The 23,421-nt window shown below is 42.7% G+C and carries 8 protein-coding genes; 6 read left to right on the plus strand and 2 right to left on the minus strand.

Going from position 1 to position 23,421, the window contains the following annotated elements; translation table 11 throughout:
* The first annotated feature begins 150 nt into the window (after positions 1-150).
* The 5 genes from QUA04_RS05110 to QUA04_RS05130 all read left to right on the plus strand — a co-directional run bounded on the left by QUA04_RS05110 (position 151) and on the right by QUA04_RS05130 (position 15,952).
* Complete coding sequence (locus QUA04_RS05110) at positions 151-5,532, plus strand: AAA family ATPase (protein ID WP_333254394.1); 5,382 nt, start codon at positions 151-153, stop codon at positions 5,530-5,532.
* Between the two features lie 90 nt (positions 5,533-5,622).
* Complete coding sequence (locus QUA04_RS05115; RefSeq protein ID WP_333254397.1) at positions 5,623-11,073, plus strand: AAA family ATPase; 5,451 nt, start codon at positions 5,623-5,625, stop codon at positions 11,071-11,073.
* 421 nt (positions 11,074-11,494) lie between these two features.
* Entirely contained in the window at positions 11,495-12,460 is a 966-nt protein-coding gene (locus tag QUA04_RS05120; protein WP_333254399.1) for a phosphate/phosphite/phosphonate ABC transporter substrate-binding protein, read from the plus strand.
* Complete coding sequence (locus QUA04_RS05125) at positions 12,457-14,670, plus strand: ATP-binding protein (protein WP_333254401.1); 2,214 nt, start codon at positions 12,457-12,459, stop codon at positions 14,668-14,670. Before QUA04_RS05120 ends, QUA04_RS05125 begins: the two co-directional genes overlap by 4 nt.
* Before the next feature lie 13 nt (positions 14,671-14,683).
* Positions 14,684-15,952, plus strand: coding sequence for a response regulator (locus QUA04_RS05130; protein ID WP_333254404.1), 1,269 nt, complete (start codon positions 14,684-14,686; stop codon positions 15,950-15,952).
* Positions 15,953-16,501: 549 nt separating this feature from the next.
* Here QUA04_RS05130 and QUA04_RS05135 read toward each other — a convergent pair.
* Positions 16,502-18,724, minus strand: a complete 2,223-nt coding sequence (locus QUA04_RS05135; protein WP_333254406.1) for a PAS domain S-box protein — start codon at positions 18,722-18,724, stop codon at positions 16,502-16,504.
* Positions 18,725-19,135: 411 nt separating this feature from the next.
* Entirely contained in the window at positions 19,136-20,614 is a 1,479-nt protein-coding gene (locus tag QUA04_RS05140; protein WP_333254409.1) for a leucyl aminopeptidase, read from the minus strand.
* Positions 20,615-20,952: 338 nt separating this feature from the next.
* Between QUA04_RS05140 and QUA04_RS05145 the strand changes: the two genes are divergently transcribed.
* On the plus strand, positions 20,953-23,154 hold the full coding sequence (locus QUA04_RS05145) for a transglycosylase SLT domain-containing protein (protein WP_333254411.1): 2,202 nt from the start codon (positions 20,953-20,955) through the stop codon (positions 23,152-23,154).
* Positions 23,155-23,421 lie beyond the last annotated feature (267 nt).

Below are 23,421 nucleotides of genomic sequence, written 5' to 3' on the forward strand. Positions count from 1 at the left end.
TTTCTCTTCAAAACTGAAAAAAAATAAAAGCGGTAGAGTCTGTCTGTTGGAGATCTCGTAGTTCTATTTTCCTCAGACTCCACCAATAAAAGTGTATACTTAGTTACAAGAGTCAAGGTCTAAGATGGAGTAATCCAGAGGAGTGCAGCAGTGGATTTGACAAACCGAATTTCTGGATATCATCTGGGTGAGCAATTATACTGCGGTTCGAGAACTCTAGTTTATCGAGCCATTCGAGAAACAGATCGGCTTCCGGTTGTCATTAAACTATTAAATCGAGACTATCCCAGCTTCAGCGAACTGCTGCAATTCCGCAACCAATACACCATTGCCAAAAACCTACGTCTCCCTGGAGTCGTTGAACCCTACAATTTGGAGTCCTATCGCCACAGCTATGCTCTAGTAATGGAGGATTTTGGTGGCATTTCTCTGCGAGACTACGCCCAAGAACACTCGCTGACTCTGGCAGAAATATTGGCGATCACCATTCAAATAACAGACATCCTGGACGGACTGTACCAAAACCGAGTCATCCACAAAGATATTAAGCCAGCTAACGTCCTCATACATCCCGAAACTAAACAAGTCAAACTCATAGACTTTAGCATCGCCTCCCTACTTCCGAGAGAAACTCAAGAAATTCAAAACCCCAACGTTTTAGAAGGAACCCTCGCCTATATATCTCCCGAACAAACTGGACGAATGAACCGAGGCATTGACTACCGCACCGACTTTTATTCTCTGGGAGCAACGTTTTACGAACTGCTGACAGGAAAACTGCCATTTGAATGTGACGACCCCATGGAGTTGGTTCACTGCCATATTGCCAAACAACCTCCTGCAATCAACAGCCAAGAAATCCCGCAGGTGATTTCGGATATTGTCATGAAGCTGATGGCAAAAAATGCCGAACAGCGCTATCAAAGTGCCTTGGGATTGAAGCATGACTTAGAACGGTGTTTGCACCAATACCAAGAAACTAGAAAGATTGAAAGCTTTCAATTAGGACAGCGCGATATTAGCGATCGCTTCATCATTCCCGAAAAGCTTTATGGACGAGAACGAGAAATACAGCAACTTTTAGCAGCCTTTGAAAGAGTAGCACAAGGGAACAGCGAAATGATGCTCGTTGCCGGCTTTTCCGGCATCGGAAAAACAGTTGTAGTCAATGAAGTTCACAAACCCATTGTCCGACAGCATGGCTATTTCAGTAAAGGTAAATATGACCAGTTCAATCGCAATATTCCCTTGGGGGCATTTGTGCAAGCATTCCGCGATTTAATGACACAATTGCTCAGTGAAAGCGATCTCCAAATCCAAGAATGGAAAACCAAAATTTTAGCAGCACTCGGTGACAACGGTCAAGTCCTTATCGAAGTAATTCCCGAACTAGAACGGATTATCGGACAACAACCCCTAGCCCCAGAATTATCGGGAATGGCGGCTCAAAATCGGTTTAATTTGCTATTCCAAAAATTTATTTCTGTCTTCACCACCAAAGAGCATCCCTTAGTGATGTTTTTGGATGATTTGCAGTGGGCAGATTCAGCATCTTTAAAGTTGATGCAGTTGCTCGTAGGTGAGTCGCAGTCCAGTCACTTGTTACTAATTGGAGCCTATCGAGACAATGAAGTTTCCGCTGCCCATCCCTTGATGCTGACCCTAGATGAAGTAACTAAAATAGGGGCAATTGTCAATACCATCACACTGGCACCGCTCGCTCGAAACAGTTTGAATCAATTGGTAGCAGATACGCTAACCTGTTCTCCGAAATTGGCAGAACCCTTGACGGAATTAGTCGAGCGTAAGACCAAAGGAAACCCATTTTTTGCGACGCAGTTTCTCAAAGCATTGCATCAAGATGACTTGATTACTTTCGACATCAAAGCTGGATATTGGCAGTGCGATATTAGCAAAATTACAGAAGCAGCCCTAACGGATGATATCGTTGAATTCATGGCACAGCAGTTACAAAAATTGTCCGTTGAAAATCAGTCAATTTTAAAAATCGCTGCTTGCATTGGCAATCAGTTCGATCTGAAAACCTTAGCAATTGTTTTGGAAATTTCGGAGACAGAAACGGCAACGGCATTGTGGAAAACTTTACAGGAAGGTTTGGTTTTACCTCAGAGTGAGGTTTATAAATTTTATGTAGGGGAAGAAGACAATATTGAGCGAGCTACTTTTCAAACAGTTTACTATCGTTTTTTGCACGATCGCGTCCAACAAGCTGCCTATTCTCTCATTCCCGACCAGCAAAAACAAATCACTCACTACCATATCGGGCAACTACTGCTACAACAAATTTCCCCCGAAGCCACAGAAGAACGCATTTTTGAATTGGTCAATCAATTAAACTATGGAACGGCTTTAATTGCACAACAAACCGAACGCGACGAACTCGCCCAACTCAACCTCACGGCTTGCCGCAAAGCCCGATCGGCAACCGCCTATCAAGCAGCCCGCGAATATGCCACAGTGGGGCTGAAACTGCTAGCAACTGACTGTTGGCAGAATCAATACGAACTTACTTTAGCTTTGTCCGAGTCGGCGGCAGAGACAGACTATCTCAACGGCGAGTTTGAGACAATGGAAGAATTAATTGAGGAGGTATTGCGAGAGACGCGATCGCTATTAGACCAAATCAATGTTTACGAAGTCAAAATACAAGCTTATACAGTCCAAAAGCAATTTATAGAAGCGATTCAAACGGCTTTTTCTATTTTAAAGTTATTGGGAATAAGCTTTCCCGAATCGCCAACCGATGCAGATATTGAACGGGAATTTGCGTTAACTAAATCTCACTGGAGCGAGCGTGAAATTAAAGAATTAATCCATTTGCCAGAAATGAAGGAGGCGGAAAAAAAAGCAGCTTTACGGATTCTCAATAGCATTGTTTCGCCAGCCTATATCGCTCTCCCTCAATTTTTACCCCTAATTGCCTGTGAGCAAGTGAAACTATTAATTAAAAATGGCAACGAGCCGAATGCTGCTTTTGCTTATGGGAATTACGCCGTCATGCTTTGTGTGATAGTTGGAGACATTGAATCAGGTTATCAATTTGGTCAACTGGCTTCCAGCCTATTGTGTAAATTCAATGCTAAAGAAATTACAGCCAAGGTAGTTCTCTGTACTGACGGAGATATTAAACATTGGAAAGAACCCGCCAGAGAAACTATCAAACCTTTACTCTCAGCCTATCAAATCGGTTTAGAAACGGGAGATATAATTTTTGCTACATATTGTGCTTTTTACGGTTTTTGTAATTCGTATTTCGCTGGCACAAACTTGACCGAACTAGAACGGGAAGTAGCAAGTTACAGTCAGGCATTTCGGGAACTAAAACAGGACACGGTTTTTTCGTGGAACGAACTTCATAGGCAGGGAATTTTAAACTTAATCAAACCCAGTATCAACCCAGGTTGTTTGGTGGGGGAAGCTTACAACGAGGAACAATATCTGCCGGTTCATTACTCGGTCAATGATCGCCTCGCTCTCCATATCATACATAGCCACAAACTCATTTTAAATTATTTGTTTGAAAAAGTAGATGAGGCCGTGGAAAATGCCGCTACCGCCGAAAAATATTTAAATGGAGTCACGGGGATGTTTGTGATTCCCGGATTTTATTTATACGATTCCTTAGCTCGATTGCGATGCTTAAATAATCGGGATACTGCCAACGTAGAAACGCAACTAGCAAAAGTCGCAGCCAATCAGCAAAAAATGCAAACATGGGCTAGTCACGGACCAATGAACCATTTGCACAAATTTAATTTGGTAGAGGCGGAAAAATGTCGAATTTTAGGACAAAAAGCCGAAGCGCTCGAACTCTACGATCGCGCGATCGCAGGAGCCCAGGAAAACGGTTATATCCAAGAAGAAGCTCTCGCCAACGAATTAGCTGCAAAGTTCTACCTTGACTGGTGCAAAGAAAAAGTTGCAGCCAGCTATATGCAGGAAGCGTATTACTGTTATGCCCGTTGGGGAGCTAAAGCCAAAATAGAAGACTTAGAACAACGCTATCCCCAATTACTTCAGCCTATCCTTAATCAGCCCAAACTTCGCTTTAATCCTCTAGAGACGCTGGCAACGATTAGCCACTCTTCGCAGACTTCCAGTAATAGCAGCACCAGTATTTCCGATGCTCTTGATTTCGCATCTATTGTGCAAGCTGCTCAAGCTTTATCCAGTAAAATTCAGCTTGATGAATTGTTCGGTAGCCTCAACCAAATTATTTTAAAAACTTCGGGCGCAGAAACTTGTGCTTTGCTACTCCCCCATCAGGATGAATGGCAAATCCGCGCAATAACTCGCATCAATCCAGATAACGAGTTACCCACAACATTACTACAAACCCAACCTATAGATGGCTCGGCGGTGATTCCGCTCAAACTGGTTTATTATGTCAAACACACCCTGGAAACTGTGGTTATTGAAGGTGGCAAGACCGATATTCCGGGTTTAATGAATGACTGTACGCTCCAGTACCACTCTCAGAGTATGCTATGTACTCCGATTCTCGATCGCGGGAACTTAGTTGCGATACTTTATCTCGAACATAGCTCGACAAAAGGAGTGTTTACTCGCGATCGTCTCCTCGTCCTCAACTTCCTGTGCACTCAGGCTGCCATTTCCTTAGAAAATGCACGACTGTATCAGCAAGCGCAGGATTATGCCCACCAGGTGGAACAATCTCAACTGCAATTAGTACAGAGCGAAAAAATGTCGGCCTTGGGCAATTTAGTAGCCGGGGTAGCCCATGAAATTAATAATCCAGTCGGATTTATTTCTGGCAATATTCATGAAGCGATCACCGCCGTCAAAGATCTAACTAAATACCTGCAAGTCTACCAAGAAAAATTTCCCCATCCTGGAGATGACATCGAGCAAATAGCAGAAGAACTTGATATCGAATATCTCTTAGAAGATTTACCCAAAATGTTGAATTCGATGCAAATCGGGTGCGATCGCATCCAAGGTATCAGCACCAGTCTTCGTACCTTCTCCCGAGCCGACAAAGATTACAAAGTTCCTTTCAATATTCATGACGGAATTAACAGTACGATTTTGATTCTCAAACACAGATTGAAAGCGAACGACCAGCGTCCAGCGATTGAAGTTGTGAAAGAGTACGGGAACTTGCCCTCAGTGGATTGCTTCCCCGGACAATTAAATCAGGTGTTTATGAATATATTGGCAAATGCCATTGATGCAATGGAAGAATCAAATCGGGAACGGAGTTTAGAGAAGATTAAAGCGCCAGCCAATTGCATCACGATTCGCACCGAAAGACAGTCTAAGGAGTGGGTGACGATTCGCATTCATGACAACGGGCCAGGAATATCAGATGAGATAAAAGGTCATATTTTTGACCACTTATTTACAACTAAAGGTGTGGGTAAAGGGACGGGATTGGGTTTGGCGATCGCACGGCAGATTGTAGTTGAGAAACACGGCGGTACAATCGAGGTAAATTCTGTATTGGGAGAAGGGACGGAGTTTACGATATCATTGCCGACAACCGGATGAAGTTAATTATGCGATCGGCGTATTTAACCCTTACACATAGAGACGCACATTAATTTTTAGCAGTCAATATTTGAGATTAGGATAGCCAAAATGAATGCAGGTATAGATTTAACCAGACCAATTGCCGGATACCGTCTAATCGAGCAACTGTACAGTGGTTCTAAAACCCTGGTTTATCGAGCCATTCGAGAAATTGATCGGCTTCCAGTTGTCATTAAACTATTAAATCGAGATTATCCCAGTTTCAGCGAACTGCTGCAATTCCGCAACCAGTATACCATCGCCAAAAATCTACGCCTGCCGGGAGTCGTTGAACCTTACAGTTTGGAATCCTACCGCAACAGCTATGCCCTAGTGATGGAGGATTTTGGCGGCATTTCTCTACGGCAATACGCCCAAGATCGATGCCGAAAACGGCTCGGTGAAACACCTACGCGGACTTTAGCAGACATCTTGGAAATTGCCATTCAAATAACAGACATCCTGGACGGACTGTACCAAAACCGAGTCATTCACAAAGATATTAAGCCAGCTAACGTCCTTATACATCCCGAGACTAAACAAGTCAAACTCATAGACTTTAGCATCGCCTCCCTACTGCCGAGAGAAACTCAAGAAATTCAAAATCCCAACGTTTTAGAAGGAACCCTCGCCTATATTTCTCCCGAACAAACTGGACGAATGAACCGAGGCATCGACTACCGCACCGACTTTTATTCTCTGGGGGCCACCTTTTACGAACTGCTGACAGGAAAACTGCCATTTGAATGTGACGACCCCATGGAGCTGGTTCACTGCCATATTGCCAAACAACCTCCTGCAATAAACAGCAAAGAAATCCCGCAGGTGGTTTCGGATATTGTCATGAAGCTGATGGCAAAAAATGCCGAACAGCGCTATCAAAGTGCCAGGGGGTTGAAGCATGACTTAGAACGGTGTTTGCACCAGTACCAAGAAACTGGAAAGATTGAAACTTTTGAGTTAGCAACGCGGGATGTATGCGATCGCTTCCTCATCCCCGACAAACTGTATGGACGAGAAACCGAAGTAGAAACGCTCATACAAGCCTTTGAAAGAGTCAGCGAAGGTGCAGCAGAAATGATGCTCGTTGCGGGTTTTTCAGGAATTGGAAAAACGGCTGTAGTCAACGAAGTTCATAAACCCATTGTGCGGAAACGGGGTTATTTTATTAAAGGGAAATATGACCAATTTCAGCGCAACATTCCCTTCAGCGCCTTTGTGCAAGCATTCCGCGATTTAATGGGGCAATTGCTATCCGAATCAGATTGGCAATTAGAAACATGGAATAGCCAGATATTAACCGCATTAGGAGAGAACGGACAAGTCTTAATTGACGTAATTCCTGAGTTAGAAAATATTATCGGTAAACAGCCCGCCGCCCTTGAATTATCAGGAACAGCCGCCCAAAATCGCTTTAATCTCCTGTTTCAAAAATTTGTGCAAGTCTTTACCAGTAAAGAACATCCGTTAGTCATGTTTTTAGATGACTTGCAATGGGCCGATTCCGCATCACTGAACTTGCTGAAATTATTGATGCAAGATGGGGGGTATCTATTAATATTAGGTGCGTATCGAGATAATGAAGTCTCCCCTGTACATCCATTCATTTTAACAGTGGATGAAATTGTCCAAACTGGGGCAACGGTGAATACAATTACTTTACCACCGTTAAGGGAACCTGATATGAATCAGTTAGTGGCAGATACACTGAATTGTGAATCATCTCTAGCCCTGCCTTTAACAAAATTGGTTTCTCAAAAAACTCAAGGTAATCCTTTTTTTGCAACCCAGTTTCTCAAAGCATTACATGATGACAAGTTAATTAGCTTTGATTGGAAAATTCAATCTTGGCAATGCAATCTTGCCCAAGTCAAGGCCTTAGCAATTACTGATGATGTCGTTGAATTCATGGCCTTGCAATTACAGAAATTGCCCAGAGAAACTCAGGAGAGTCTCACACTAGCAGCTTGTATTGGGGCGCAGTTTGATTTGAATACCTTAGCAATTGTCAGTGAGAAATCACCAGACAGTAGTGCAACAGCTTTATGGAAAGCCTTGCAGGAAGGTTTGGTAATTCCTACTACCAAAATCTATAAGTTCTATACCCAATCTGATAGTGAGGAAGTTTTCAATGATTCCGCTAATCCGACTTATCGATTTTTACACGATCGCGTCCAACAAGCGGCTTATTCATTGATTCCTGACGAGCAAAAACAGCAGACCCATTACCATATTGGGCAACTACTCCAACAAAACTTATCAGAGATAGAAAAAGAGGAAAAGCTGTTTGATATTGTCGGGCATTTGAATTTAGGAATTGAGTTCATGACTCAAGCAGAGGAACGGGAAGCCTTAGCCAGATTGAACTTAGCAGCCGGACAGAAAGCCAGAAATTCTACAGCCTATGCAGGCGCCAGAAGTTTTGTGAAAACAGGGCTGGAGTTACTCACAGAAAACTGTTGGCAAACTCAGTATGAGTTAACCCTGAATCTTTATGTGGCTGCGGCTGAAACGGCTTACTTAAATGCCGATTTTAATGGCATGGAAGAAATGGCAGCCCAGGTTTTGCGATCGGCCAAAACAATACTAGATAAAGTCAAGATATTTGAGATTCAAATCAACGCACTGACAACTCAGAGTCAGATGTTAGAAGCGATCGCTATCGGCACCAATGCCCTAGCACAATTGGGGATTGAACTCCCCTATGAAACTGACGAAGCCTTGACACGCATTGCATTACAAAACCTTGCCAACCAACTCGAGGGCAAACAGATTGAGGAACTGGTTAACCTTCCCGTGATGAGCGATCCTCGGACAATCGCGGCGATGCAATTGTTAGGCATCTTGTTTCCGGCTATTTTTATGGGAAATCCGGCCTTGCAGCCTCTACTTTGTGCCACAATGGTCAGTCTATCACTTCAATTTGGCAATGCACCAGCATCAACAATCGGGTATGTGGGCTATGGCATTGTGCTGTCTGGTTATTTCGGAGAAGTTGAAAAAGGTTATCGCTTTGGGCGAGTAGCACTAAGCTTACTCAATCACTTGAATTGGCGAGAATTTAAATGTATCACTTTAGTTTGGTTTGGCTGTTTTATCCAGCATCGTCAAGAAGCACTGAGGGCAACAATCCCAACGGCGAAAGAGGGCTATGTTGTCGGAATGGAAACAGGTGATTTTCTAAATGCTGGCTATAGCATCAGTTGTTATTTATATAATATTTTTTTCTCAGGAGTAGAGCTTGATGATTGGGAAGCAGAAATAGAAAATTACTGTGTTGCTTTAGCGACTGTGAAGCAATATTCTCCTATGGTTTACGTCAAGATCACACAACAGACGGTGCAGAACTTGAGGGAAATTGTCAATCAACCGGATTTGTTAATCGGTAAGGCTTATGATGAAACCGTGATGTTTCCTCAGCACAATCAGGATAGTGAATTTACTGCGCTCGCTGTTGCCTCTAACTACAAACTGATGCTTGCCTATCTCTTTGGCAACTACACTAACGCCCTAGACTACCTTGCTCAAGCTAAAGCCTATTTGATGGTAGCGGCAGCAATGATTCATACTGCGGTTTTCCATTTCTATGCTGGGTTAACCTACTTGGCACTATTCTCTACACAGTCAGAAATTGAGCAAGCTAACACTCTCGCTCTGGTGGAAACTCATCAAACCACTCTGACTCAATGGGCGCACCATGCACCGATGAATTACCAACATAAAGTTGACTTAATAGAGGCAGAAAAATGCCGGGTTTTAGGCAAGAATTATGAAGCTGGAGATTGGTACGATCGCGCCATTTCAGGAGCCAAAGAAAATGCTTATATCCAAGAAGAAGGTTTAGCCAACGAACTAGCTGCCAAATTCTACTTAGATTGGGGGAAAGAAAAAGTGGCGCAATCTTACATGATTGAAGCCTATTACTGTTATTCCCGTTGGGATGCAAAAGCTAAAGTAGCTTATTTAGAACGCCACTATCCACAACTACTGAAAGCTATTGTCCAGCCTGCTAAGTTGGCCATCACATCTGGGACAACCATCAACCCGACCTGGATGGGAAGCCTAACTAGCGTCAGTAGTAGCGAGAATTTATGGTTAGATTTTCCAGCAGTAATGATGGCGGCACAAGCCATTTCACAAGAAATTGAGTTAGAGAAATTATTAGCCACTTTGATGCAGATTATGCTTGCGAATGGGGGAGCACAAATCGGTTGTTTAGTGCTTCGCCAAGACCGACAATGGTTAGTCGTCGCTCAAGCCGCACAAAAGCAGACAAAAATATTAGAAATTCCTTTGGAACAATATCAGGAAATTCCTCAGAGTTTGATTTATGCGGTGGCACGAACTCAAGCGACTGCTGTTTTTGACAACTTAAGTAAAGCCGACCAATTTGCAGGCGATCGCTATATTATCGCTCATCAACCTAAATCAGTTTTATGTACTCCAATTATTCGGCAAGGAAAGCTCGTTGGTATTGTGTACTTAGAAAATAACTTAACAGTGGGAGCATTTACTAATGAGCGAGTAGAAATTCTCCAGATGCTCGCAGCTCAAGCGGCGAGCTCTATTGATAATGCTCGTTTATATAAACAAATAGAGAAATATTCTCAAAGCTTAGAAGCAGAAGTAGCGCAAAAAACGGAAGATTTAAGGCAAAAAGCTTTTGATTTAGAGCAAGCATTTAAAAACTTACAACAAACCCAAGCACAATTAATTCAGAGCGAAAAAATGTCATCTCTGGGTCAACTGGTAGCTGGGATTGCTCACGAAATCAACAATCCAGTAACATTTATTCGTAGTAATGTTGCACATATAGAGGATTATGTCAAAGACTTGCTTATTTTACTTGATATTTATCAACAAGAGTATCCTAAACCCAGTAAAGTAATTCAAGCGAAAATAGAAGAAATGGATTTAGAATTTATCTGGAAAGATTTAATTAAAATTCTGGAATCTATGAAAGCAGGGAGCGATCGCATTAGCCAAATTATCCTGAGTTTGCGTAACTTTTCCCGCTTAGATGAAGCCGACATGAAAGCAGTAGATTTACATACCGGAATTGAAAGCACTTTGCTAATTTTACAAACTCGCTTAAGACTGAGCGATGGCAAATCAGAAATACAAGTTATTAAAGAGTATGGAAATCTGCCCAATGTCATTTGTTATGCTAGTGAGATAAATCAAGTATTTCTGAGTATTATCAGTAACGCTATTGATGCTCTTCACTCAATTAATAAAACAGATAAAAACCCTGTAATCAGGATTCAGACTGAATTCATTGAAAAAGACAGGGTTAGAATTAAAATCACTGATAATGGTGCCGGTATCCCGGCGAATATTCAATCCCGAATATTCGATCCATTTTTTACAACTAAACCAGTGGGTAGCGGTACAGGTTTGGGTTTATCTGTTAGCTATGGTATTGTCAAAAAACATGGCGGTAAATTAACCTGTAATTCTAGAGTTGGAGATGGTACAGAGTTAGCGATCGAGATTCCTATCAGCTATATTAGAGCCTAAAGAAGCTTCTTACTGCTACGCCCTTTGGGAGGTCAAACAAAAGATATTGGATTATTTATTGACGACGAAAGCAGTGGGAAAAGGAACGGGTTTAGGATTGGCGATCGCACGGCAGATTGGAGTTTAGAAACACATGGAGGAACAATTGATGTTAACTTAGAGTTCAGAAAAGGAAGTTAGTTTATCATTACTTTACCAAAGCAATATTAATTAAACTCTCCCAATATTATCCTCCATCCTCTTTTCACGCCTGCCTTTTCTGTCCTGCTTCTAATATCAATATAAGGTGTGCTTGAATAATATATAAAACCTTGCCCTGTCAGCTTTTATATTTAGGCAGATAGGATTTTATGTGAAGTTTAAAAAACGATTTTAGGATGACTATCAATCTATCAATATTCAATTTAAGGAGCTTCTAGTTATGCCCGCCAATTCACAGAAACGACTCAATTCATTAATGAAGCTGCCGATAGTTATAATTAGCCTAATATTCCCTCCATTAATGACGAATATGACAGGGTGTACCACTCAAACTTCTAGTAACAACAATTCTCAGCCAACACAAAGGAGTCAAGTAAGTATTGAAAAAATACCATCAACCTTAAAGATTGTCTTTATGGGCAGTACAAATGATGCACAGAGACAAGAACGACAAGAAACTTTAGCTGAATACCTCAAGAAAACCCTGAAACAACCTGTCTCTATTGAAGGAACCAAAGACTACAATACTGCTGTCGATCTCTTAGTAGAAGAAAAGGTGCAAGTCGCTATATTAGGGCCACTGACTTATCTTCAAGCAAAGGAACGGAATCCAAAAATCGAGCCGATTGTTGCTCCTATCAGTAAAACTACAGGACGGCCTTGGTATAAATCCGTGATTGTCGTTAATTCTGCAAGTGGGATCAAAACCCTTGACGATCTCAAGGGTAAGCGGCTGGGTTTAGTCAATAAACAATCAACATCAGGCTATATGTTTCCTGTCGTTCACCTATTAGATATAGGTTTTAATCTTGATCGCGACTTTGCCTCCGTTGAGTTTTTTCAATCTCACGATAAAACATTAGTGGCGCTGTTAGATGGAAAAGTTGATGCCGTAGCTATTGAGTCAAAGTTCTATGAACAAGCCAAGGAATCTGGCACAATCAATGATTCTTATCCGGTTATTTGGCAATCGGAACCCATTCCTGAACTTCCTGTGGTGGTATCTCAAAAACTATCACCCCAGCTTATTATTGAATTGAAAGAAGCATTTATTAGCGCTCCTATTGGAATGTTAAGTCTTGAGGGTATCCCTTCTAATGGATATACCCTAGTGCAAGACTCAGACTACGATGGAGTTAGGCAAGTTAAAAAACAACTAGATGAAAAATTGGGTAATAAACAATGAAAATTTGGCAAAATTTTTTAGGTGCTTCTGTCCTAACTATAGGGACGATCGTCATTGCGATAGGAACGAGTAATATTCTGCTGCTGGAAAGGGCGCGTAATAGAGTAGAAGAGTCCTATTATAAAAGTATCAAATTGATGAGTGACGCTCAAAGCCTAGATGCTCTCCTAGCGCATCAAATTATTATACTTAAAGATTTGCTAGTGCTAGAAAATCCTCAAGCTAAAATTGCTGAATATGCAACGGAAAAGCAAAAAGTTTTATCTACATTAGATGAAATGCACAAACTAAGTTCCGAGACAAAAGAGTTAGAGATTGTATATCGTAAATATCAAATTTTAGATCGCTTAGCTACTGAAATAAATCAATCTGTTCTTGTCAAGAATAGTCTATTAATGACAGATATTAAGGAAGACTATAAAGCAATTAATAGTTTTAGCCGAGACATTAATTTTTTTACTTCTAAGATTATTAGAATTTTTCAGCAAGAGCAAAAACTAGCCATTGAAGCTGGAAAAAATCTGAATCAAACCGAACAATTTGTCAAGTGGGGGATTCTTGTTTTTACTTTTCTAGTTCTTGCTGGATTGTTTTTCCTAATTCTATTACCAGCCGTGCGGTCTATCAAAAAACTTCAGCAAGGAGTGGCGACCATTAGAGAAGGTGATTTGGACTACAGATTAGATATCCAGACTGGCGATGAAGTCGAAGAATTAGCCAAAGAGTTCAACCGTATGACCATCAAGTTAGCCGAATCTTATCGCGATTTAGAGGAAAAAAAGGAATATGCTAATGCGGCCAATCAAGCTAAAAGTGAATTTCTTGCTAACATGAGTCACGAACTCCGCACCCCTCTCAATGGTATCTTGGGCTATGCTCAAATTCTCGGACGTTCCAAGTTTATTCCTGAAAAAGAACGTCACGGTATAAATATCATTCATCAATGTGGTTCTCATTTACTCACCTTAATTAATGATGTTCTTGACCTCTCTAAAATCGAAGCTCGCAAACTTGAACTCTCTCCCAAGGGCATTTATTTACCTTCACTGCTGCAAGGTGTTGTTGAAATTTTCCAAATTCGCGTTCAACAGAAAAGTATTAATTTCTACTATGAGCCTGATGCTAATTTGCCGAGTGGTATTATCGCCGATGAAAAACGCTTGCGACAGGTACTTATTAACTTATTAGGTAATGGTATAAAATTTACCGATAAAGGCAGCGTTACCCTAAAAGTGGAACGATTAGACTCAAATAGTAATCAACTTTCATTCACCCATTTGCGCTTTTCCGTCATAGATACCGGAGTGGGTATTGCCACAGAGGATATGCCGAAACTATTCCGAACCTTTGAGCAAGTAGGGGATAGAAGTCGTCAAGCGGAAGGCACAGGTTTAGGACTCGCAATTAGCCAACAAATCGTGCAGTTGATGGGTGGACATATTCAAGTTCAAAGTCAACTGGGAGAGGGAAGTCAATTCTTTTTTGAAGTAGAGCTACCTTTGACAAATGATTGGATACAACAGCAAATTGATGATGCTGGCAATATTATCAGTTATAATGGTACGCTGAAACGGCTTTTAATTATTGACGATCGTTGGGAAAATCGCAGCGTAATTCTCAATTTATTAGAACCTCTTGGTTTTGTAGTTAGAGAAGCTAAAAACGGACAAGAAGGTTTAGAAAAAATGCGAGGACAGTTACCGGATTTAGTCATTACAGATTTGGCAATGCCGATTATGAATGGCTTTGAAATGCTGAAACAATTACGCAATGACGAGCAGTTAAAACATTTGAAAGTTGTGGTTTCATCTGCTTCAGTGGCGCAAGCCGATCAACAGATGAGCCTAGAAGCCGGAGGTGATGATTTTCTAGCGAAACCCGTGAATGTTGGGGATTTATTTAATGCCTTGGCTAATCATTTACAAATTACTTGGAACCATGAAGAAACAAAAACGAAAGGAAACTCGAATATTCCGGTAGGAGTTTCGTTATCAGAACTGATAATCCCCGATACAGCCGACTTACAAGTATTATTGGAATTTGCTCAAGAAGGACGCTTGAAAAAATTGGCAGAAGTGGCAGAAAAGATTGGAGAAAAGGACGAGCGCTATCAACCTTTCATTCAGCAAGTTTTAGAGCTTGCGAAGCAATTTAAATCAGAAAAAATTGAAGAATTAATTCAATATTATTTACCTAAAAATCCTATTTAAGGAGAAAGTAAAAATGAGTGCAGTAGTTACTGGTTTAATTTTAATTGTGGATGATATCCCTGCTAATCTGGATGTCATTTCAGACGCTTTGAGCGATATGGGTTTTGATGTGGCGATCGCCACTAGCGGTGAACGGGCCCTCCAGCAAATTGAGCGAAAATTACCGGATTTGATTTTATTAGATATTATGATGCCCGGAATCAACGGTTTTGAAACTTGCCGACGATTAAAAGCAAATCCCCGTACCTGTGATATTCCTGTTATTTTTATGACTGCTCTCGCTGATACTGATAGCAAAGTCCATGCCCTGGAGTTAGGTGCTGTTGATTATGTTACTAAACCTTTTCAAGAACAGGAAGTATTGGCGCGGGTAAAAACGCATTTACAACTCCGTCAATTAACTCAAAACTTAGAACAGAAAGTTGCACAAAAATCTGCCGAACTACAAGCCTCCCAACTCCAATTGATACAAAGTGAAAAAATGTCAGCTTTGGGCAATTTAGTGGCTGGGGTTGCCCATGAAATGAATAATCCTTTGGGATTTATTTTTGGTAGCTTGGAGCAACTTAAACTAAATATAAATGAAGTTTTTGAACATTTGAACCTTTATCAAAAATATCTACCAAATGCCAGTGATGAAATTCTCGATCATGCTTTAGATATTGAGTTGGATTATCTTTTAGAAGACTTACCGAACACCGTTAATTCTATGGTGATGGCGTGCGATCGCCTGAAAAATATCAGCACCAGTCTATGTACTTTTTCCCGTGCAGATAGCGATCGCCCTGTGGCTTGCAACATTCACGATGGTATTGACAGTACCCTTCTGATTCTCAAACATCGCCTCAAAGCTAATGAACGGCGACCTGAAATTCTAATAGTGACAGACTACGGAGATTTACCGCCAGTAGAGTGCTATGTGGGACAATTGAATCAGGTATTTATGAATATTCTAGCAAATGCGATGGAGGCGATCGATGAAGGCAATCAAGGACGTACTTATACCGAAATTCAAGCCCAGCCTAACCAAATTATCATAAAAACAGAATTGTCACCAGAACAACAAGCTGTGATTCGGATTCAAGATAATGGTAAGGGGATGACTAACGAGGTAAAGGAAAAGATTTTTGATCATTTATTTACGACCAAAAGTGTTGGGAAAGGAACCGGATTGGGATTAGCGATCGCACGGCAGATTGTAGTTGAGAAACACGGCGGTATGCTAGAAGTAAGCTCAACTTTAGGTCGCGGTACAGAATTTATAATTTCACTGCCATGTTGAGGATTAGCGCGGTGTTTTTATACTGGTGGGGAGGGTAGAAGTGGGTGATTGAGTTGCCGATTGGCGAGTTAAAACAAGGGTAAATTCGGCTCTGTAAAAGTGGGGTTGTTGATCAATTAGACTTCTGTTAAACTTTTTAGGAAATTCAGCAAGTCGCGCTGTTCTTTTACAGTTAACTTAAAGCACGAAACAAAATTACTTTTGATATTCCATGTGTGAGCATCAGAATTATTCATATCTCTCTTCTCCACCTCTGCGTGAGTCAGCGTCAATCCCTTGTCATCTGCAGCCCGAGAAAGTCTCTTTTTTTTTACCGCAGATGAGGGCATATCAACACAGATTAACGCAGATGAATTATATCAAGTCCGGTTGCACCGTCGGTGATTGTTGACTGTGGACTGGATTTTATGCCCGACGATGCTAACGGACTTTATCTGAGCTGGTTTTCACTTCCTACTCCAGCAAAATTTCATTTTTTGATAGTTCTACCGCCCGATTTAGAGTCAGCGATAACTTCTGCCAAATCCTTGATACTTCCGTCGCACTAATTCATAAAGGAATCTCGATCGCAAATTCCGTACCTTCTCCTACGGTGGAACGGCAGCTCAAGGCTCCGGCGTGTTTTTCCGCGACAATTCGGTAACTGATGGCTAACCCTAAACCAGTGCCTTTTCCCATCGGTTTTGTCGTGAAAAACGGGTCAAATAATCGGCTACGCACGTCTTCTGTCATGCCGATCGCATTATCGGAAATGCGGATGCAAATGCTATTTTCGTTCAGGGCTTCTGTGCGAATGCTAATAGTTGGTTTCCAATCCTCGCCGCCGGCTGCCGCTCGCCTTTTTTGGTTGCAAGCATCTTCCAAGGCGTCAATACTGTTGCTAAGCAGGTTCATAAATACCTGATTTAGCTGACCCGCATAACATTCTATTAAAGGGAGTTGACCGTAATCTTTGATTATTTTTATTTCTGGATAGTCGCCTCTGGCTCGGAGTTTGTTATGCAATATTAAGAGCGTATTGTCTATGCCTTCGTGAAGGTTGGTAGGCTTTTTTACCGAGTCGTCTAAACGCGAGAAATTTCGCAAGCTCAGAACTATTTCGCGAATGCGATCGGCTCCCATTTTCATCGAAGATAATATTTTTACTAAATCTTCTCTCAGAAATTCTAAATCGATATTGTCAATACATTCTTGAATTTCTACCTCTGGCTGAGGATAGTGTTTTTGGTAAAGTTCCACAAGCTGCAACAAGTCTCGGATATATTGGCTGGCGTAGGAAATATTGCCGTAGATAAAACTAACAGGGTTATTAATTTCGTGAGCTACTCCAGCTACCATTTGACCGAGACTTGACATTTTTTCGGTATGAATTAGGTGAGCTTGAGTTTCTTGGAGTTCTTTGAGAGCGATTTCTAGCTGCTGGGCTCTGTTGTTGGCGATCGCCTCGGAGAGCCGCAAAGCATCCTCCGCTGCTTTGCGCTCTGTTATGTCAAAAATGGCACCGTTGAGGGATAAAACTTCACCGTCTGCGTTGAAAAGGGCTTGACCTTTCTCTACAACCCACCGCACATTTCCGTCGCAGTGAATTAGGCGATATTCGATGATGTAAGGTTGTTTTGTCTTAATAGCCCGATCGATCATTGTCTCCATCGGCTCAGCGTCATCGGGATGAACTATACTCGGAAAAGCCTGCACCGGTTTTTGCATAAAGTTAGCTGCAGGATAGCCGGAAATAGCTTCTATGCCACTGCTGATAAAAGTTAGGCTCGATCGCCCAGCAGGGCTGCACCGATAAACCGCACCGGGAATGTTAGAAACTAATGACCTAAATTCTTCTTCTCTTTCTCGCAAAGCTGCCTCAATCCGCTTGCGTTCGCTAATGTCGCGAGCAAACGCGCACTGATATTCTTTGCCGTTAAATTCCAAATGGTTGATCGTGATTTCTACCGGAAAAATGCGACCGTACTTAGTGATGTGGTGAACTTCAATATTAACCGAACCACAGCGTTTTAAGACTTTCCAGTGCAAACTCCAAGCAGTTTGGGGAAAATCGGGATTGATGTCGTGTACGGTCATCGAGAGCAATTCAGCGGTAGAATATCCCAATGAAGAGCAAGCGGCGTCGTTGACGTACAAAAATTTACCGTCGGGCCCGATCCAGAATATCGCATCTGCCGATCTGTCGATCGCAAATTGAGTCAGTTGCAACTTTTCCTCAACCCGGTGGCGATCGGCAATTTCTTTTTCTAACTGTTCATTAAGCGAATTGAGAGCTAAAGTGCGATCGACAATAGTATCTGAAGGGCAAAAATTGAGAGCTTGTTTTGCCAATTCTCCTTTCTGGATATCATGCTGGTGCTGATTTTCTTCTACCTGTTTTAATGACTGTTGTTGAAATTTTTCTTTTTGATTGAAACCAGACTCGGCAAGTGCTTTAGGCATGAGGGCGAGGGCGAGTGTCGCTAAAAGCCAAGAAATCAAAGCACTTGCAGCTTTGAGAGTTACCGACAGCCAATATATGGAATGCCAAAGCGTCCAAACTTCGGTCAATTTAGCCGCCCCCCAGGCAAAAAAAACAACGGCAAACACCCGGAAAATCTTGCGGTGAGAACCTTGGCGGGTAAAATAAACTAAAGATAGGGCGATCGAGCAATAAGCCAGTGCCGTCAGCGAGTCAAAAACAGCGTACAGTCGCAACTCCGGCACCACGTTGCAGGCGAGTCTAGAAGATACAGCAACTGTTGAAAAAAAAATTGTTAATTGTTCTTGCATAAAGTTCAAGAAAAAAATTATCTGTACCAATGCAAATCCGATCAAATCTAATTATTTGATTTCGGCTAGTGAAATATTTACATAATTATATACTTTTTTCATTTTTATGAAACAGCTATTTTTTCAGGAAATGTCAAAACTGTCGAGGTGGCGCCCTGGGAACGAAGCTTTTCTCAAGTATGAGAAATGGTGAGCGTCACGGCTAGCAACGCTTACGTTGCTCCCTGTGACGGAATACATAGGTTCGCCTACTGATTGCTTCAGAAACATTTAAATTGTTAATGATCACTATTAAATTTTCTTTTAGATTACTTAAGCAGTGAGCCAGGGGTTTTTAACCGCTGGCTCACAGATGGACTAGCAGACTTTTAAGGCAGAGAAAATCTCAATTTTTGCACGGGAAATCTACAATTAAGCGCCGCCCAGCGCCCAATGCACCAAAGTCCGAACTCCAAAACCGGTAGCCCCAGGGCCATTGTAGCCATTTTCTTTGTCACTCCAAACCGTGCCGGCAATATCTAAATGCGCCCAAGCAGTATCCTTCACAAACTGCTTCAAAAATAGCGCCGCCGTAATCGAACCGCCGGGACGTGGGCCAGTGTTTTTCATGTCGGCGTGCAATGCTTTCAAGCCCTCAAAATATTTTTCTTCCATCGGCATTCGCCAAAATTTTTCGCCTGCCACTTCTGAGGCGGCGACTATTTCGGCGGCGACGCTATCTTGAGGACTCCACAAACCCGCGATATCGTCGCCTAAAGCAATTACGCAGGCCCCGGTTAGAGTTGCTAAATCGACAATCGCGTCAACTCCCAATTTATCAGCAAATACCAAAGCATCAGCCAGGGTTAAACGACCTTCAGCATCGGTATTGTTGACTTCAATTGTTTTGCCGTTGGAAGCTGTAAGGATGTCTCCAGGGCGCATGGCGCGGCCGCTGATCATGTTTTCAGTGACGGCGCTGATAAAGTGAACTTCCACATCTGGTTTGATGTGTCCGATCGCCTTTGCTGCTCCGAAAGTAGCCGCAGCGCCGCCCATATCTACTTTCATCATTTCAATGCCGCTGCCTGCTCCTTTGATGTTCAAACCGCCAGAATCAAAGGTCAATCCTTTGCCCACAATTGCTATTTTGCGACGCGGTGTGCCTTCTGGTTTGTAAGTCAAATGGATGAATTTGGGTGGTAAATCAGATGCTAGTGCTACCCCGAGAAAGGCTCCCATTCCTAGTTTTTCACAGTCTTCCCGCTCCAATATTTCTAATTCTAAACCGCATTCGGCAGCGAGACTTTGAGCGGTTTCGGCCATTGTAATCGGGGTAACAAAATTTGCTGGCGCTGCGACTAATTCCCGTGCTAAAATGACTCCGGCAGTGATTTGGCGGGCGCGGGCGATCGCACTTTCGGTACCGGCAAAACCGAGCAAATGAATTTGTTCGAGTTGCGGGCTTTTGTCTTCATGTTCCGATTTGAAACGGTTGTCTTGATTCAAGGAGAGCTCTACACCTTCGGCGATGGCGCTTGCTGTAGAATCCGGCGCGTTTTTCCACACGGGAAAGCTAATTCCGAGGGTTTTGCATTTCTCTTTTTTGGCTAACTTGGCGCAAACACCCGCAGCTTGCCGCACGGTGTCTAATTTTAAGTCCTCTGTTTTGCCCAAACCCACGATCGCAATTTTGCGAATGGGATTATTGCCGCCGACGCGGGTAATGGCGCTCGTGCCCACTTTGCCCTTAAAATCTACTTCCTGTAGCAGCTCTTTCAAAGTGCCTGCAAGCTTTTCATCTAATTGTGCCAGCTCGCCGGTGAGTTCCAAGCCGTCCTCAAATAGACCAATTGCCAGGGCGTCTCCTGTCCAAACAGAGCGGGGCGTATCGGTGACTAGAAATTCCATGTTTTGATTTACACTTTAGATTTTAGATTTTTGATTGTACTTTGTAGTGGGTGGTTTGGGCTTTTTCCTTGGTGCGGGGAAATAGATCGATCGCACAAATTTTCGGCTCCACATCAAAATAAATTCTGCTACTATATCAGCCAAGTCCGCCTGCGATCGGATCTTCCACCAATCTCAATCATCTGTTTGGGGGTCGGCTGTCCGTTTTTGCCCCACTATTAACATTTATTTCTCGTTGAACAGGCATCCCGCCTGTGATGGCGTGGAACACGCATCCTGCCTGTGATAGCTCTTGACAAACGATCGGTTCTCTATATCTTATTCTCTTAAATTTTCCCATGCTAAAACGACGCCGGGCCCGATTTTCTGTTTTAATCAGTGTTTCAGTTTGCGTTATTGCGATCGGCTCTTTGGTTGCTGCGATGAAATGGATGGGTTTTGGCTCGGTCCAGAAGGCTCAGCAGCCCCTGAATGCAGCGAATTCCGAATCGCAAGTCAAGATGTTGGTATCGCTATCACCGAGCGAGCGATCGGCGAAATTAGTTGAACTCGCAGCCAGTCAGTCTGCAAGTACGAACCCGCAGCAGGAAATCTCCCCTCAAAGCCGTGCCCGCTACCTGCTGGCCAGCGATTTAATCCAGCAAGGAAATGCCGCCAAAGCATTAAAATTATTGGACAAATTAGAGCAAGAATATCCGGTTTTAGCTGCTCACATTGCCCTAAAAAGGGCGCAAGCTTACCAATTAAGCGGCGACAAAGGTAAAGCCCAAAAAGCTTGGCAGGAACTGCTCAAAAACTATCCTAGCGACCCGGTAGCAGCGGAAGCTTTATATGTTTTAGGCAAGTCAAAACCGGAATATTGGCAACAGGCAATTACTGAATTTCCCGCTCATCCCCGCAGCGTAGAAATTGCCCTCCGCAAGTTAAAAGAAAATCCCAATCAGCCGCAGTTGATGCTGCTCGTAGCAAAACACGGTCATTATGTCCAAGACTACGGGACAATTTTGGAACAACTGGTGCAGCGAAACAGCGCCGCTTTAAAACCAGAAGATTGGGAAGAAATTGCCTTTGGCTATTGGGAAAAACAAGATTACGGCAAAGGAGCTATTGCTTACGGGAAAGCTCCCCGCAACGCCAAAAATCTTTACCGCAAAGCTCGCGGTTTGTGGCTCGACGGAAAAATCCCGGAATCTAAAATTGCCTATCAAGAATTAGTGCGTGAGTTTCCCGATGCCGAAGATACTGGTTTGGGTTTAATTCGGCTGTCGCGGCTGAGCGAGCCAAAGGATGCGATCGTTTATCTGGATCAAGTTATTAGCAAATTCCCCAATTATGCCCCCGAAGCTTTGTTAGATAAATCCCAACTTCTCGACAAAGCACGCAGTGGTCAATCCGCTTCAGAAACCCGGAAGTTGCTCTTGACAAAATACAATAATTCTGATAAAGCAGGCGAATTGCGGTGGACGATCGCCCAGCAGTTTGCCAAAGGCGGAGATTTAAAATCAGCTTGGCAGTGGGCGAGAGAATTAACCACCCACAATCCCGACAGCGAACAAGCTCCAGAAGCAGCCTTTTGGGTCGGGAAATGGGCAAAGCAACTCGGCCGCGAAGAAGACGCCAAGACTGCCTTTGACTACACAATCTTACGCTATCCAGAATCATATTTTGCGTGGCGATCGGCTGTACTTCTCGGCTGGCCCGTCGGCGACTTTACCACAGTCCGAGATTTGTCTCCCAATGTAGTGCGGCCCCCTCAGCGCCCCGAACCAACTGCAGGTTCTCCTGCGTTGAAAGAACTCTATCAATTAGGTCAAGATAGAGATGCTTGGACGCTGTGGCAAGTAGAATTTATCGATCGCGTAGAACCAAGTATTGCGGAACAGTTTACCGACGGTTTAATGCGAGTAGGAGTTGGAGACAATTTAGACGGTTTGTGGATGGTTGGTAGTTTGAGGCAGCGCGATAAACCAGATGATAGAACCCAATACCTGGAACTCAGACAGCAACCTATTTATTGGCAAGCCCTTTATCCTTTTCCTTACTTAGAAACCATTGTCAAATGGTCGCAAAATCGCAAAATAAATCCAGTATTAGTAACAGCATTAATCCGACAAGAATCGCGGTTTATGCCCACTATCAAATCAGCAGTGGGTGCCACTGGTTTAATGCAAGTAATGCCGGAAACAGCAGCTTGGGTTGCTAATAAAATCAGCCTCAAAAAGTATTCATTGGAGAATGTGGACGACAACATTAAACTGGGTACGTGGTATTTAGATCACACTCACGACGAGTACAAGAATAACTCGATGTTAGCTGTGGCGAGTTATAATGCCGGACCCAATGCAGTATCAGATTGGTTGAAGAGGTTTAATTTTAGTGACCCGGATGCCTTTGCGGAAAAGATTCCGTTTCCTGAAACGAAAGGATACGTAAAATCGGTGTTTGAGAATTACTGGAATTATCTGCGGATTTACAATCCAGAAGTTAATCAGTTAATGAGTGAGCATTATGCGGCTGCTCAGAAAAAAGCAAAGCCTTAGTAAATTTAGTTTAAGCTAAGCTTTCAGGAACGGACTCTCCGACCCGTTCTACAAATAAATTTATTTTGTGTATTGATTTTGTGGGGTGGGCTTCTAGCCCGCCCTAAAAAGATGAAAATGGCATCAGGAACAGGCATCTTGCCTGTTCCACCATCAAATTTATTTTGTGTATTTATTGATTGTGGGCTGGGCTTCTAGCCCGGAACAGGCAAGATGCCTGTTCCACAAAAAAATTTATTGGTTGTATTCGTTGTGGCGTGGGCTTCT

Origin of the sequence: Microcoleus sp. S13_C5, assembly GCF_036700845.1 — a bacterium.
Taxonomy (GTDB): domain Bacteria; phylum Cyanobacteriota; class Cyanobacteriia; order Cyanobacteriales; family Microcoleaceae; genus Microcoleus.